At 75.4% G+C, this 14279-nt stretch carries 13 protein-coding genes and 1 pseudogene; 5 read left to right on the top strand and 9 right to left on the bottom strand.

The genetic code is table 11. The features are described 5' to 3' along the window. Positions 1-41: 41 nt before the first annotated feature. Together ABZ873_RS16750 and ABZ873_RS16745 are read right to left on the bottom strand one after the other, a co-directional pair. A pseudogene (locus ABZ873_RS16750) lies at positions 42-653 on the bottom strand (phosphatase PAP2 family protein); the annotation flags it as partial. A 178-nt stretch (positions 654-831) separates the two neighbouring features. Continuing rightward, positions 832-1455: a class I SAM-dependent methyltransferase gene (locus ABZ873_RS16745; RefSeq protein ID WP_360871693.1), complete on the bottom strand. Its 624-nt coding sequence runs from the start codon at positions 1453-1455 to the stop codon at positions 832-834. Positions 1456-1621: 166 nt separating this feature from the next. Between ABZ873_RS16745 and ABZ873_RS16740 the strand changes: the two genes are divergently transcribed. Next, positions 1622-2377, top strand: a complete 756-nt coding sequence (locus tag ABZ873_RS16740) for a Clp protease N-terminal domain-containing protein (protein WP_360871690.1) — start codon at positions 1622-1624, stop codon at positions 2375-2377. Here ABZ873_RS16740 and ABZ873_RS16735 read toward each other — a convergent pair. Continuing rightward, on the bottom strand, positions 2331-3629 hold the full coding sequence (locus ABZ873_RS16735) for an AI-2E family transporter (RefSeq protein ID WP_360871687.1): 1299 nt from the start codon (positions 3627-3629) through the stop codon (positions 2331-2333). The genes ABZ873_RS16740 and ABZ873_RS16735 overlap by 47 nt on opposite strands. 114 nt (positions 3630-3743) lie before the next feature. Further along, a complete protein-coding gene (locus tag ABZ873_RS16730; RefSeq protein WP_360871684.1) occupies positions 3744-3938 on the bottom strand; it encodes a DUF3046 domain-containing protein in 195 nt (64 codons plus the stop codon). Between the two features lie 81 nt (positions 3939-4019). Between ABZ873_RS16730 and ABZ873_RS16725 the strand changes: the two genes are divergently transcribed. Continuing rightward, the gene (locus ABZ873_RS16725; RefSeq protein ID WP_360871681.1) at positions 4020-5018 is read left to right on the top strand and encodes a hypothetical protein; all 999 of its coding nucleotides are present in this window, start codon (positions 4020-4022) and stop codon (positions 5016-5018) included. Here the strand turns inward: ABZ873_RS16725 and ABZ873_RS16720 are convergent. From ABZ873_RS16720 to ABZ873_RS16710, 3 genes are read right to left on the bottom strand one after another with little or no spacing between them, the layout of a single operon-like run. Further along, positions 4987-5295, bottom strand: coding sequence for an AzlD domain-containing protein (locus tag ABZ873_RS16720; RefSeq protein WP_360871678.1), 309 nt, complete (start codon positions 5293-5295; stop codon positions 4987-4989). The two genes, ABZ873_RS16725 and ABZ873_RS16720, sit on opposite strands and share 32 nt — an antisense overlap. Continuing rightward, complete coding sequence (locus tag ABZ873_RS16715; RefSeq protein ID WP_360871676.1) at positions 5292-6038, bottom strand: AzlC family ABC transporter permease; 747 nt, start codon at positions 6036-6038, stop codon at positions 5292-5294. Before ABZ873_RS16715 ends, ABZ873_RS16720 begins: the two co-directional genes overlap by 4 nt. Positions 6039-6082: 44 nt before the next feature. After that, entirely contained in the window at positions 6083-6919 is an 837-nt protein-coding gene (locus ABZ873_RS16710; RefSeq protein ID WP_360871673.1) for an AraC family transcriptional regulator, read from the bottom strand. An 80-nt stretch (positions 6920-6999) separates the two neighbouring features. On the opposite strand from ABZ873_RS16710, the gene ABZ873_RS16705 reads away from it, so the two are divergent. The 3 genes from ABZ873_RS16705 to ABZ873_RS16695 all read left to right on the top strand — a co-directional run bounded on the left by ABZ873_RS16705 (position 7000) and on the right by ABZ873_RS16695 (position 13364). After that, a complete protein-coding gene (locus ABZ873_RS16705) occupies positions 7000-11592 on the top strand; it encodes an ATP-dependent helicase (RefSeq protein ID WP_360871671.1) in 4593 nt (1530 codons plus the stop codon). Between the two features lie 100 nt (positions 11593-11692). Beyond that, a complete protein-coding gene (locus ABZ873_RS16700) occupies positions 11693-12490 on the top strand; it encodes a DNA-formamidopyrimidine glycosylase family protein (protein WP_360871669.1) in 798 nt (265 codons plus the stop codon). 19 nt (positions 12491-12509) lie between these two features. Further along, positions 12510-13364, top strand: coding sequence for an SDR family NAD(P)-dependent oxidoreductase (locus ABZ873_RS16695; RefSeq protein WP_360871665.1), 855 nt, complete (start codon positions 12510-12512; stop codon positions 13362-13364). Here the strand turns inward: ABZ873_RS16695 and ABZ873_RS16690 are convergent. Then, the gene (locus ABZ873_RS16690; RefSeq protein ID WP_360871794.1) at positions 13312-13641 is read right to left on the bottom strand and encodes a hypothetical protein; all 330 of its coding nucleotides are present in this window, start codon (positions 13639-13641) and stop codon (positions 13312-13314) included. The two genes, ABZ873_RS16695 and ABZ873_RS16690, sit on opposite strands and share 53 nt — an antisense overlap. Before the next feature lie 171 nt (positions 13642-13812). Then, positions 13813-14190, bottom strand: a complete 378-nt coding sequence (locus tag ABZ873_RS16685; protein ID WP_360871662.1) for a helix-turn-helix transcriptional regulator — start codon at positions 14188-14190, stop codon at positions 13813-13815. Positions 14191-14279 lie beyond the last annotated feature (89 nt).

Raw genomic sequence — 14279 nt, 5'->3', positions numbered from 1 at the left:
GCCGCGGCCTCGGCCGCCGGCTGCGCGAGCAGGCGTACGGTGACCACCGCGGCCGTGGCCAGCAGCGCCCCGGCCAGCACGTCGTGCGGGTAGTGCACCCCGACGAGCACCCGCAGCAGCGCGGCCGCCGCCCCGACGGGCAGGGCGAGCGCGGCGAGCCGGGGGCGTACGGAGGCCACGCCGACCGCCATGGCCACGGCGAGGGTGGAGTGGTTGCTCGGGAAGGACCAGTCGCCCACCTCGGGGCAGTCCGCGAGCGCGGCGGCGCCCGGCACCGCACGGCAGGGCCGCTCCTCCTCCAGGATCACCTTGAGGGTCTCGCTGAGCCCGTAGGCCAGGAGGACGGCGGCGCCCACGGCGGCCACGGCGCCCAGGACCCGGGCGTCACGGCGGCGCAGGGCGTCCCAACCCACCCAGGCCAGCAGCAGCCCGAGGAAGATCACGGTGCCCTCGCTCGCCGCCTCCAGGGCCGTCTCCGCCCAGGGCGGCGCGTCCGCCAGGGCCCCGGTCAGGGAGCGGTAGAGCGCGGCCGAAGCGCCCCGCGTCTGCTCCCCGTCCGGTGCCAGCAGGGCCACGCCCGCACCGCCCGTGCCCGCCGCCGCGCCCGCCCAGGCCAGCCGCCGCCCCCACCCGTACCGCTCGATCGCCTTCATCCCACGACCGTAGGAAGCTCACGTTCCGGGCACCTCGGCCGAACGGCTTCCGGCAACCCTGACGATCGTCAGGGTTGACTTGAGCCGAACTTCCGGTAAACGACTCTCCGACGATTCACCGTCACGTACTGAGGCGCGCGGGCCGGGACCTGAGCAAGCCTCAGCCCGGGGGCGAGCCTCAGCCCGGCGTCGCCACCCCGAGCGAGGTCGCGCCCCACGGCTTCGGCGAGCCCTCCACGTAGAACTCGTCCAGCGCGCCGATCGTGAAGCCCGCGTCCGTCAGCAGCCGGGCGGTCGGCCGCGTGAGGTGGCAGCCGCCGCAGAGCCGGATCTGGAGCGGGTCGAGGCGGTGCTGCCAGCGGCGCACGCCCCGGTCGGCCGCCGGGGCGATCCCGTGCTCGACGAAGTGCAGGCTCCCGCCGGGCCGCAGGACGCGCCGCAGTTCCCGGAGGGCCGCGACGGGGTCCGGGACGGTGCACAGGGTCCAGGTGCACAGGGCGGTGTCGAAACGGTGGTCCTCGAAGGGCAGCGCCTGGCCGTCGAGACCGGCCCGCCGCACCGGGACGGACGAGGCGGCGATCCGCCCGGCGGCCAGCCCCCAGCCCACGTCGGAGGGCTCGACGGCGGCGACGCCCGCAAGGCCCGGCGGGTAGTAGGGCACGTTGTGGCCGGTGCCGAAGCCGATCTCGACGACCTCCCCGGTGAGGCCCGCGCAGACCCGGCGGCGCAGCGGCACGGTGATCGCCGCGCCGCAGGCCAGGTCGACGAGGCGCGGCACGATCCGTTCGGCGTAGAAACCCATGGCGTGCTCCCGTGCTCCTGTCGTCCGGTGGTCCCCGCCGTTCCCTGCGGCCGCGTTCAGCATGGCACCGGCCGGGCCGCGCGCGGGGCTTCACCACCCCCGCCCCACCCCATGGAGTGACAACCCAGGGTTGACGCTCCCCGACTGTCAACCTAGGGTTGCCTCCATGACGAACCCTGCGGTGGAACCCGTTCGCATGACCAATCCGGTACGCCTCGACGACCTCATCGAGGCCATCAACAAGGTCCACACCGACCCCCTGGAGCAGCTCAGCGGCGCCGTCGTCGCCGCCGAGGCCCTGGGGGACGTCGCGGACCACCTCATCGGCCACTTCGTCGACCAGGCCCGCCGCTCCGGCGCCTCCTGGACCGACATCGGCCGCAGCATGGGCGTCACCCGCCAGGCCGCCCAGAAGCGCTTCGTGCCCAAGGCCGACAAGGAGGGCTCCCCCGCCCTCGACCCGAACGCGGGCTTCGGCCGGTTCACCCCCCGCGCCCGCAACGTCGTCGTGACCGCCCAGAACGAGGCCCGCGCCGCCGGCAACACCGAGATCCGCACCGAACACCTCGTCCTCGGGCTGGTGTCGGAGTCCGAGGGCCTGGCCGGGCTCGCCCTGCGCGCCCAGGACGTGCCCACCGAGGAGGTACGGGCCGCCGCGCTCGCCCTCCTGCCCCCGGCCCAGGAGGAGGTGCCCGAGCTGGTCCCCTTCGACGCCTCCGCGAAGAAGGCCCTGGAGCTGACCTTCCGCGAGGCCCTGCGCCTCGGCCACGACTTCGTCGGCACCGAGCACATCCTGCTCGCGCTCCTGGAACTGGAGCACGGGGAGGGCGTACTGAGCGGTCTCGGCGTGGACAAGGCCCGCGCCGAGGCCACCGTCACCGAAGCCCTGGCAGTCGTCCTCGGCGACGCGGACGGGAAGTGACCGTATCGGCCCCGTGCGTCAGCTCGTAGCGCCTGACGTACGCGCCGAGGAACGCCTGCAGCGTGGCGACGGCCGGGATCGCGATGAGCGCCCCGACCGCGCCCAGCAGGGCGGTGCCGGCGATGACCGAGCCGAAGGCCACCGCCGGATGGATGTCGACCGTCTTCGAGGTCAGCTTCGGCTGGAGGACGTAGTTCTCGAATTGCTGGTACACCACCACGAATCCCAGGACGTACAGCGCGTACCAGGGGTTGACGGTGAAGGCGATCAGGACCGGTAGCGCGCCCGCGAGATAGGTGCCGATGGTGGGGATGAACTGCGAGACCAGCCCCACCCACACGGCGAGCGCGGGCGCGTACGGCACCCCGAGGATCGCCAGCAGGATGTAGTGCGCGACGCCCGAGACCAGCGCCATCAGCGTGCGCGAGTAGAGGTATCCGCCGGTCTTGGCCACGGCGATCTCCCAGGCGCGCAGCACCTCGGACTGCTTCGCGGGCGGCAGTACGGAGCACAGCGCGCGGCGCAGCCTGGGCCCGTCGGCGGCGAAGTAGAAGGAGAACAGGCCGATCGTCAGCAGCTTGAAGAGCCCGCCGAGCACGGTGGCGGACACATCGAGCACGCCGGAGGCGCTGTTCTGCACGTACTTGCGCAGCCAGTCGGAGCGCAGCACGCTCTCCTGGATCTCCAGGCGGGACAGGTCGGTGCGGAAGGTGGAGTTGATCGACCTGATCACGGAGTCCAGGTAGCCGGGGAAGCCCTCCACCATGGCGACGATCTGCCCGGCGAGCAGGGAGCCGAGCAGCGCCACGAATCCGGCGGTGACGACGAACACGCCGATGAACATCACGAAGGTGGCCAGTCCCCGGCGCATACCGCCCGCGGCCATCCGGGCCACGGCGGGCTCGATCGCGAGGGCGAGGAAGAACGCAATCAGGATGTTGACGAGCAGCCCGATCAGCTGGTGGAAGGCCCAGCTGCCGAGCTGGAAGCAGGCGACGAGGGCCAGTACGAGGACCACCGCGCGCGGCAGCCAGCGCGGCATACGCCCGTCGTCGTCGGCGCGGGCGGCGCGGGGCGGCGGGCCCCCGGGCCCGGCGGCGCCGGCCTCCGGCCCCGGATCCGCGCGGGTGACCCCGGCAGCCCCGGCGGCCGCTTCGGCGGCCACGTCGGGATGCGCGTGCGGCGACCGGTACGGCGGCCCGCCCTCGGCGTCAGGAGTCGGGTCGGTCGTCGTCTCATCGCTGGCTGCCACGCCGCCCAGTCTGTCCCACCGGCGGCCCGCTCCGCGAAGCGGTGCCGCCCGCCGGGGCCGGGGCGGGGCCGGAGCGGGGCCAGGACGGTGCCGGTGCGGTCCCCCGGCGCGGGATCAGCGCAGCGAGGCGGGCACGTCCATGGCCGAACAGACCGCGCGCCACACGTCCTTGGTCTCCCAGCCCGCGTCCAGCGCCTGGTGGACCGTCCGCCCGCCGAGCTCCGTCATGACGTGGTCCCGCGCGAAGGAGTCGGCATACGCCTCGCCGAAGTGCTCCGCCATCCGTTCCCAGAAAATCGTCAACCGCATGTCCCCAGTATCCCGCCCCGGGAGAGTGCACCGGCAGCGTTCACCCCTCCTCGCCGCACCGCCGCGCCCTAGGTTGCACGCATGCCCGGAGACGAAGCTTCCGCACAGCCCCCGCAGCCCGCCCGGATCCCCGCCCCCCAGCCGGAGCAGGGCCCGCTGGCCCGCGCCGAGCAGTTCATCTGGCTCACCGCCCGCGTCCTGGAGCAGCGCCGGTTCGCCTTCCACTTCCTCGGCGGGGCCGCCGACCCGGTGGACACCGCCCTCGGCTCCTACCTCAACGGCGACGGCGGCTACGGCCACGCCCTCGACCCGGACCTGCGCGGTCCGCTGAGCCAGCCCCTGCACACCGCGCACGCCCTGCGCGTCCTGGACACCCTCGGCCGGTGCGGCGGGCAGCGCATCGAACGGCTCTGCCGCCACCTGACCGGGGTCTCCACCGCCGAGGGCGCGCTCCCGGTGGTCTTCCCCGCCCCGCGCGCCTATCCCGCGGCCCCCTACCACCCGGTGCAGGACGATCCGCCGGGCGAGCTGCTGACCACGGGCCCCGTGGTCGGCGTACTGCACCGCAACCGGGTCTGGCACGCCTGGCTGTTCCGGGCCACGGACTTCTGCTGGGACCGGATCGAGAACCTGCGCCACTCCCACCCGTACGAGATCCAGAGCGCGGTGGCCTTCCTCGACGGCGTCCCGGACCGGGCGCGGGCCGCGGCCGCCGCCGACCGGCTGGGGCGGCTGGTGCGCGAGCAGCGCCTGGTGGTGCTCGACCCGGAGCGGCGCGCGGAGTACCCGCCCGCGCCGGGCTACGGGCCGCAGGAGCTGCTGTTCCCGTACGACTTCGCGCGGCGGCCCGAATCGCTGGCCCGCGGCTGGTTCACCGACGAGGAGCTGGGCCGCGCGCTGGACTTCCTGGCCGCCGAGCAGGAGCCGGACGGCGGCTGGCCGGTGCGCCGCCGGGAGTGGGCGCCGGGCAGCGCGCTGGAGCGGCGGCCGATCGCCACGCTGGACGCGCTGCTGACGCTGCGGGCGTACGGCCGGCTCGCGACCGGGGTCAGCCGCCCAGGGCCCGTACCCCCGCCGTGACGACGACGGCGGCGGCGACCACCAGCAGGAACGGCGCGCGCAGCAGCAGCGCCAGCCCGGCGGCGGCCAGCCCGGCGGCGCGGGCGTCCACGACGAGCGCGGAGCCGGTGGCGAAGGTCTGCTGCGCGGTGAGCGCGGCGAGCAGCGCCACGGGCAGCAGGGCGGCCAGGCGGCGCACCACGGGCCGTTCCAGCGCGCCGGCGGGCACGAGCAGTCCGGCGTACTTGACCGCGTAGCAGCCGACGACGGTGAGGGCGATGGCGATCCAGACGGTCACGGACGGCGTCCCTTCATCCACAGCACGGCGGGTGCGGCCAGGGCCGCGATCAGTACGGGCACCCCGGCGGGCAGCACGGGCAGGAAGCCCAGCCCGAGCACGAGCGCGAGGGCGGCGACCGCCCGCTCGGTGCCGGTCCTGAGCATCGGCGCGAGCAGCGCGAGGAACACGGCGGGGCCGGCGGCGTCCAGCCCCCACGCCCGGGTGTCCCCGATGGCCTCGGCGCCGAGCGCGCCGAGCAGGGTGGTGAGGTTCCACAGCGCGTAGAGGGTGAGCCCGGTGGCGGTGAAGCCGAGCCGGGCCGATTTCCGGTCGGGCTGGGCCAGCGCCACGGCGGTGGTCTCGTCGATCACCCAGTGCGCGGCGAGGGGGCGGACGGCGCGGGGCAGCCCGAGCAGCTGGGAGAGGCGCAGCCCGTAGAAGGCGTTGCGGGTGCCGAGGAAGAAGGCGCCGGCCGCCGCCGTGAACGGGTTGCCGCCCGCGGCCAGCGCTCCGACCAGCGCGAACTGCGAGGCCCCGGTGAAGACGAGCAGGCTGAGCACACACGCCTGGAGGGTGCTGATCCCGGCGCCCGCGGCGGTCACCCCGAAGGCGAAGCCGGACAGGCCGACGGCCACCCCGACGCCGAGCGCGTCCCGCACCACGGCGGCGCGCGGCCGCCCCGGCGCGACCGGTGTCTGTCGTGTCTCCGGCTCTGCGGCCGTGCTGTGCTCTCCCACGCCCCGAACGTACGCGCGGCGCATCCCGCCGGTCTTGTACGTTCTTGCGCGCGCCCGGCGGAGCCGCGCTAGCCCCCGGCCCGCCCCCGCCGGTAGGCGCCCGGCGGGACGCCCACGATCCGGGTGAAGTGGCGGTTCAGGTGCGGCTGGTCGGTGAACCCGACGGCGACGGCCGCCTCCGCCGGCGGGGTGCCCGCGTCGAGGAGGCCGCGGGCACGGCGGACCCGCGCGTCGGTGAGCCAGGTGTGCGGCGGCATCCCGTACCGCTGGCGGAAGGCCCGCAGCAGGGCGAACGGGCTGGTGCCCAGCTCGGCCGCCAGCTGCTCCAGGGAGGGCGGATCGGCCATCCGCTCCTCCAGCAGGGCCCGGGCGGCGGCCGCGTCGGCGCCGCCCGCACCGCGCGGCGGCCGGGCGGGCAGCGGTCCGGCGTGCCGGGTGAGCATCCGTGCGACCACGCCGCGCAGCATGGTGTCGGCGGCCAGCGCGTTCCCCGCCTCGGCGGCCCGGTGCACCTCGGTGATCGTCCGGGACGCCTGCGGGTCGGCGACCATGTCGGCGGTGAAGCCGGGGGTGCCGCGCGGGGTGCCGATCTCGGCGGCCACCTCGGCGATCAGCTCGCGGGAGGGGTAGAGGGTGGAGTACGCCCAGCCCTCGGGGGCCCCGGCGCGCGCCGAGTGCGGCACCTCGGGGTTGATCAGCACCACGCTGCCCGGCCCGGCGCGCAGCGCATGGCCGGGGAGGCCGATCTCCTCGATGCCGCCGGTGACGGCCGCGATGACATAGCCGTCGTGGGCGTGGCGGGGGAAGGTGTGGCGCACGTAGTGGGCGCGCAGCAGGTCGAGGCCCGGCAGTGCGGCGTACCGCCAGTGCCGTGCCCACTCCCGGTGGCCGTCGCGCGTCCCCATGCCCCCATTCTGCGCTCCGGCCGGGGCGCGCGTCCGCGCAGGTCCGGGCCGCTGTCAGTGGCGGGGTGCACGATGGGGGCATGGCAGGCGCTGCGCTCGATTCGTTCTCCCCCGCGACCCGCTCGTGGTTCACGGGGGCCTTCGTCACGCCCACCTCCGCCCAGGAGGGAGCCTGGCGGGCGATCGGGGAGGGTTCGGATGTGCTGGTGGTCGCCCCCACCGGCTCCGGCAAGACCCTGGCCGCCTTCCTCGCCGCCCTGGACCGGCTGGCCTCCACCCCGCCGCCCGCCGAGGCGCGCAAGCGCTGCCGTGTGCTGTATGTGTCGCCGCTCAAGGCCCTCGCCGTGGACGTGGAGCGCAATCTGCGCAGCCCGCTGACGGGGATCCGGCAGGAGTCGGTGCGGCTCGGACTGCCCGAGCCGGACATCCGGGTGGGCATCCGCTCCGGGGACACCCCGGCGGCGGAGCGGCGGGCGCTGGCCACCCGCCCGCCGGACATCCTGATCACCACCCCCGAGTCGCTGTTCCTGATGCTGACCTCGGCGGCGCGCGAGGCCCTGACCGGGATCGAGACGGTGATCCTGGACGAGGTGCACGCGGTCGCCGGCACCAAGCGCGGCGCGCACCTGGCCGTGACCCTGGAGCGGCTGGACGAGCTGCTGCCGCGCCCGGCCCGCCGGATCGGGCTGTCGGCGACGGTCCGCCCGGTGGACGAGGTCGCCCGGTACCTCGCGCCCCGCGGCCGGGTGGAGATCGTCCAGCCGCCGTCGGCGAAGGAGTTCGACCTGTCGGTGGTCGTCCCGGTGCAGGACATGGGCGAGCTGGGCGGCTCCCCGGCGACGGAGGGCCGGGAGGGCGGCGACCGGCCGTCGATCTGGCCGCAGGTGGAGGAGCGCATCGCGGATCTGGTGCAGGCCCACCGGTCGACGATCGTGTTCGCCAACTCCCGCCGCCTCGCGGAGCGGCTGTGCAACCGGCTCAACGAGATCGCGTACGAGCGGGAGGTGGGCGAGAAGCTGCCCGAGCACGGCTCACCGGCCGAGCTGATGGCCCAGTCCGGCGCGGCCCTGGGCGCCCCGCCGCTGCTGGCGCGGGCCCACCACGGGTCGGTGTCCAAGGAGCAGCGGGCCCTGGTCGAGGAGGACTTGAAGGCGGGCCGGCTGCCGGCCGTGGTGGCCACCTCCAGCCTGGAGCTGGGCATCGACATGGGTGCGGTGGACCTGGTGGTGCAGGTGGAGTCGCCGCCGTCGGTGGCCTCCGGGCTCCAGCGCGTGGGCCGGGCCGGGCACCAGGTCGGCGCGGTGTCCACGGGCGTGGTCTTCCCCAAGTACCGGGGCGATCTCGTGCAGGCGGCCGTGGTCACCGAGCGGATGCGCTCGGGCGCCATCGAATCCCTGCGGGTCCCGGCCAATCCGCTGGACGTGCTGGCGCAGCAGCTGGTCGCCATGGTCGCGATGGACACCTGGCAGCTGGACGACCTGCTGGCCCTGGTGCGGCGGGCCGCGCCCTTCGCGGCGCTGCCGGAGTCGGCGTTCACGGCGGTGCTCGACATGCTCGCCGGGCGCTATCCCTCGGACGCGTTCGCGGAGCTCCGGCCGCGCGTCGTGTGGGACCGCGTGGCGGGTACGGTCACGGGCCGGCCGGGAGCGCAGCGGCTCGCGGTCACCTCCGGCGGCACGATCCCCGACCGCGGGCTGTTCGGTGTCTTCCTGGCGGGCTCCGATCCGAAGAAGGGCGGCGGCCGGGTCGGCGAGCTCGACGAGGAGATGGTCTACGAGTCCCGCGTAGGGGACGTGTTCACCCTGGGCACCACCACCTGGCGGATCGAGGACATCACCCGCGACCGGGTCCTGGTCACCCCCGCCCCCGGGGTGCCGGGCCGGCTGCCGTTCTGGAAGGGCGACCAGCTGGGCCGCCCGCTCGAACTGGGCCGTGCGGTCGGGGCGTTCCTCCGCGAGCTGGGTGCCCTCACCGAGGAGGACGGCCGGTCGCGGCTGCGGGCGGCCGGGCTGGACGCCTGGGCCGCCGACAACGTCCTGGCGTATCTGGCGGAGCAGCGCGAGGCGTGCGGGCATGTCCCGGACGACCGGACCATCGTGGTGGAGCGCTTCCGCGACGAGCTGGGCGACTGGCGGGTCGTGGTCCACTCCCCCTTCGGCGCGCAGGTGCACGCCCCGTGGGCGCTGGCCCTGGGCGCCCGCCTTGCCGAGAAGTACGGCATGGACGCCCAGGTGATGCACGCGGACGACGGCATCGTGCTCCGCCTGCCCGACGCCGACCTGATGTCCCTGGACCTCCTCGACCACGACCCGGCGGCCCCGCCCGCCTTCGAGTTCGACGACGGGCAGGCCCCGCTCGGCGCGGCCGATGTCGCCTTCGACCACGGGGACGTCCAGCAGATCGTCACCGACCAGGTCGGCGGCTCGGCCCTGTTCGCCTCCCGCTTCCGCGAGTGCGCGGCCCGCGCCCTGCTGCTGCCGAGGCGCAGCCCCGGGCGGCGCACCCCGCTGTGGCAGCAGCGCCAGCGCGCCTCGCAACTGCTCCAGGTGGCCTCCGAGTTCGGCTCCTTCCCGATCGTGCTGGAAGCCGTACGGGAATGCCTGCAGGACGTCTTCGACGTGCCCGGCCTGACCGAGCTGATGGGGGACATCGAGGCGCGCCGGGTGCGGCTGGTGGAGGTCACCACCCCGGAGCCCTCCCCCTTCGCCCGGTCCCTGCTCTTCGGCTACGTGGCGCAGTTCCTCTACGAGGGGGACTCGCCGCTGGCCGAGCGCCGCGCGGCCGCGCTGTCGCTGGACTCCCGGCTGCTGGCCGAACTGCTCGGCCAGGCGGAGCTGCGCGAACTGCTCGACGCGCAGGTACTGGAGGATCTGGAGCGGGAGCTCCAGTGGCTCACGGAGGACCGCCAGGCCAAGGACGCCGAGTCCGTGGCGGATCTGCTGAGGCTGCTCGGCCCGCTGACGGAGGATCAACTGACGGCGCGGGGCGCGGATCCCGCCTGGGCCGGGGAGCTGGCGGCCGCCCGCCGCGTGATCCGGGTCCGGATCGCCGGCAGGGACCACTGGGCGGCCGTGGAGGACGCCGGGCGGCTGCGGGACGCGCTGGGCACGGCGCTGCCCGTCGGTGTGCCGGAGGCGTTCACCGAGCCGGTCAAGGACCCGCTGGGTGATCTGCTCGCCCGGTACGCCCGCACGCACGGGCCGTTCACCACGGCCGCCGTCGCCACCGCCTTCGGGCTGGGCACGGCGGTGACCGAGGGGGCGCTGAACCGGCTCGCCGCGGCGGGCCGGGTGGTGCAGGGCGAGTTCCATCCGGCGGGCATCGGCCAGGAGTGGTGCGACGCGACGGTCCTGCGCCGGCTCCGCCGCCGTTCGCTGGCCGCACTCCGGCAGGAGCTGGAACCGGTCCCGCCGGCCTCACTGGCCACCTTCCTCCCGCAGTGGCAGCACCTGGGCGGCGGCCTGCGCGGGCTCGACGGGCTGGCCCGCGCGGTCGAACAGCTCCAGGGCGCCCCCGTTCCGGCCTCGGCCCTGGAGCGCCTGATCCTGCCGTCACGGGTCAGCGGGTACTCCCCGGCGCTGCTGGACGAGCTGACCACCACGGGCGAGGTGGTCTGGGCGGGCGCGGGCGCCCTCCCGGGCAAGGACGGCTGGGTCTCGCTCTACCTGGCGGAGGCGGCGCCGCTGCTGCTGCCTCCGCCGCACCCGCTGGAGCCGGATCCGGTGCAGCAGGCGGTGCTGGCCGCGCTCGCCGGGGGGTACGGCCTGTTCTTCCGGCAGATCTCGCAGGCGGTGCGGGCCGAGTTCCCCGAGGTGTCCGATCTCGCGCTGTCCGAGGCCCTGTGGGACCTGGCCTGGTCGGGCCGGCTCACCAACGACACCCTGGCCCCGCTGCGCTCCCTGCTGGGCTCGGGCCGTACGGCGGGGTCGACGGCGCACCGGGCCCGCCGTACGGTCCCGCGCGGCAGGTACGGCACGCTCAGCGCCACCGCGTCGCGGACGGGCCCGCCGACCGTCTCCGGGCGCTGGTCGCTGCTGCCGCAGCACGCCCCCGACCCGACGCACCGGGCGCACGCCCTCGCCCGGACCCTGCTGGACCGGCATGGCGTGGTGACGCGGGGGGCGGTCGCCGCCGAGGGGGTGGAGGGGGGTTTCAGCGCGGTCTACCGGGTGCTGTCGGCCTTCGAGGACAGCGGGCAGGCCCGCCGGGGCTATGTGGTGGAGGGGCTGGGCGCGGCGCAGTTCGCGATGGACGGCGCGGTGGACCGGCTCCGGGCCGCCGAGCGGACCCCGCCCCCGCTGGCGGCGGTGGTCCTGGCCGCCGCCGACCCGGCCAACGCGTACGGGGCGGCCCTGCCCTGGCCGGAGCCGCCGGCCGGCGTCACCCACAAGCCGGGCCGCAAGGCGGGCTCCCTGGTGGTCCTGGTCGACGGGGAGCTGTGCCTGTACCTGGAGCGCGGCGGCAAAACCCTGCTGGCCTGGCCGCAGGAACCGGACGACCCCCGCCTCACGGCCGCGGTGACAGCCCTCACCGCGGCCTCCCGCACCGGCACCCTGCCGTCCCTCACCCTGGAGCGCATCAACACCACGGCCGCCCTGACCTCCCCCTTGGGCCCACCCCTGGAATCCGCCGGCTTCCACGCCACCCCCCGCGGCCTCCGCCTCCGCCCCTGACCGCAGGAGTCGGCCGGGCTCGCCGCCCGGAGCCGTCGGCATCGCCCCCGGAGCGGCGGATCGGCCCGCCTCCCCCTCACCTGCGGGCGAGAATAGGGGTATGCCCGAAGGTGACAGCATTCGGCGGGCCGCCACCCGTCTGCACACGGCCCTCGCGGGCCGGGAGCTCACCCGCAGTGACCTGCGGGTCCCCCGGTTCGCCACCGCCGACCTCACCGGACGCCGCACCCTGGACGTCACCCCGCGCGGCAAGCACCTCCTGCACCGGGTCGAGGGGGGCCTCACCCTGCACAGCCACCTCCGCATGGACGGCTCCTGGCGGATCTTCGCGCCCGGCCAGAAGTGGCACGGCGGCCCGGAGTACGAGATCCGCGCCGTCCTCGCCACCGCCGAGCGGACGGCCGTGGGCTACCGCCTGCCCGTCCTGGAACTGATCCGCACCGCCGAGGAGGAGCATGCCGTGGGCCATCTCGGCCCCGACCTCCTCGGCCCGGACTGGGACCCCGACCGGGCCGCCGCCAATCTGCTCGCCGACCCCGAGCGGCCCCTCGGCGAAGCCCTGCTCGATCAGCGCAACCTGGCCGGGATCGGCAACATCTACAAGGCCGAGGTGTGCTTCCTGGCCCAGGTCACACCCTGGACCCCGGTCGGCGCGCTCCCCGAGGAGAACCTGCCCCGCCTGGCTTCCGCCGCCCACCGGCTGCTCGCCGCGAACTGCGGCACCGAGCCCGGTCACCGCCGCAACACCACCGGCCGCCGCCGCCCCGGCCAGGAGCTGTTCGTGTACGGGCGGGCCCAGCGGCCCTGCCTGCGCTGCGGCACCACTGTGCGCGAGGCCACCCAGGACGACCGCCCCACCTACTGGTGCCCCCGCTGCCAGACCGGCCCCACCCCCTGAACCCCGGCCCGCACAGCGATTGACGGCCCGTCAGATCCGGTCGTACGGTCCCGGCATGCCCACACCCGCAACCCCGCACCCCGCCCCGCACCCCGCCGCGTACGCCGCCCCGCACCACGCCCCGTACGACCTCACCGGCCGCACCGCCCTCGTCACGGGCGCCGCCGGCGGCATCGGCCGGGCCACCGCCGTCCTGCTCGCCGCGGCCGGCGCCCGCGTGCACTGCGCCGACCGGGACGCCCCGGGCCTGGAGGAGACCGCCGCGCTCATCGCGAAGGCGGGCGGCACCGCCGAGGTCCACTCCCTGGACGTCACCGACCGGGCCGCCCTCCGCGCCGCCGTCACCGCCGCCGGGCCCCTCGACATCGCCGCCGCCATCGCCGGGATCATGCACACCAGCACCGTCCTGGAGACCACCGACGAGGACCTGGACCGGGTCCTGGACATCAACTTCAAGGGGGTCCTGCGCACCTGCCAGGAGGCCGCCCGCTCCATGATCGCGGCGGGCCGCCCCGGGTCGATCGTCACCATGGCCTCCGGCGCCGTGGACGCCGCCCAGCCCGGCCTGCTCTGCTACAGCGCCGCCAAGGCCGCCGTGGTCCAGCTGACCCGGACCCTCGCCACCGAGGCCGGCCCGCACGGCATACGCGTCAACGCCGTCGCCCCGGGATGGATCCGCACCCCCATGACCGCCCGCCACGGCGACGAGGTCCAGCGGCGGACCGAGGCCGCGATGGTCCGCCTGGCCCCGCTGGGCCGCGTCGGGGAGCCGGAGGACATCGCCCGGGCCGTGCTCTACCTGGCCTGCGACGCCTCGTCCTTCATGACGGGCCAGATCCTCCGCCCGAACGGCGGGGTGTCGATGCCCTGGTAGCAGCCGCGGCTCCCGTAGCTCCTGCGGCTTCCGTGACCCCCGCGACCACCCCGCCGGCCCCGCCCGGAGCCACCGCCTCCGCCCCGGAGCCGCCCGCCCGCCACCGCGCCCGCGCCCTCCGTACCGGCGCCGGTACGCAGTGCACCGGCAGCAGCCCCAGCCCCCAGCCGCCGACCGCCACCGCGCCCTCCACGGCCCCGGACTCCGCCGGGACCAGGACCAGCCTCAGCACGGCCCACCACCACAGGGCCCCCACCGCCAGCGCGAGGGCCGGCATCACAGGTATGCGCAGCAACAGCCGCACCGACTGCCTCCCAGGGGGGCCGGGACCCGGACGCGCCCATCGTCTCGCACCCCCCGCGCGCCCGCACCCAGAACGGCCGGGAGCCCCGGCCGGTGGGTCACACCGGCCGGGGCTCCGGCCACACTCGAACACGCACGTGCTCACTCACGCGGCTACGACATTCACCGCTTCCGCAGGCGCCTTGATGGTCACCCGCTCCGGACCCGCGACCGAAGCCATGGATACCGAATTGAGCATCGGGCGGACCGGTACGCCGACCGGTTCGCTTGCCGCGGCCGACTGTGCCAGCTCGGCCAGCGACAGTTCGTCACTGACTTCGCGCATCAGCTCGGACATCCGTACGTCCAACGCGTCGCAGATCGCGGAGAGCAGCTCGGAGGATGCCTCCTTCTGCCCCCGCTCCACCTCGGAGAGATAGCCGAGCGAGACTCGGGCCGACGAGGAGACTTCGCGCAGAGTACGGCCCTGGCGCTGGCGCTGCCGACGCAGCACGTCACCCAGCAGGCGACGGAGCAGAATCATCGGTGGCTCCCTCCTCTGACCGTGTAGCCGCATCCTTCACGCCCCACCGTACCGCCTCGCGCCGCGGCCGTGCGGGGAGCGATGTCGTG

Origin of the sequence: Streptomyces sp. NPDC047014 (genome assembly GCF_040644195.1) — a bacterium.
Lineage (GTDB): Bacteria > Actinomycetota > Actinomycetes > Streptomycetales > Streptomycetaceae > Streptomyces.
Note: the sequence above shows the minus strand (reverse complement) of the source record. Positions and strands in the feature narration are given on the sequence as shown.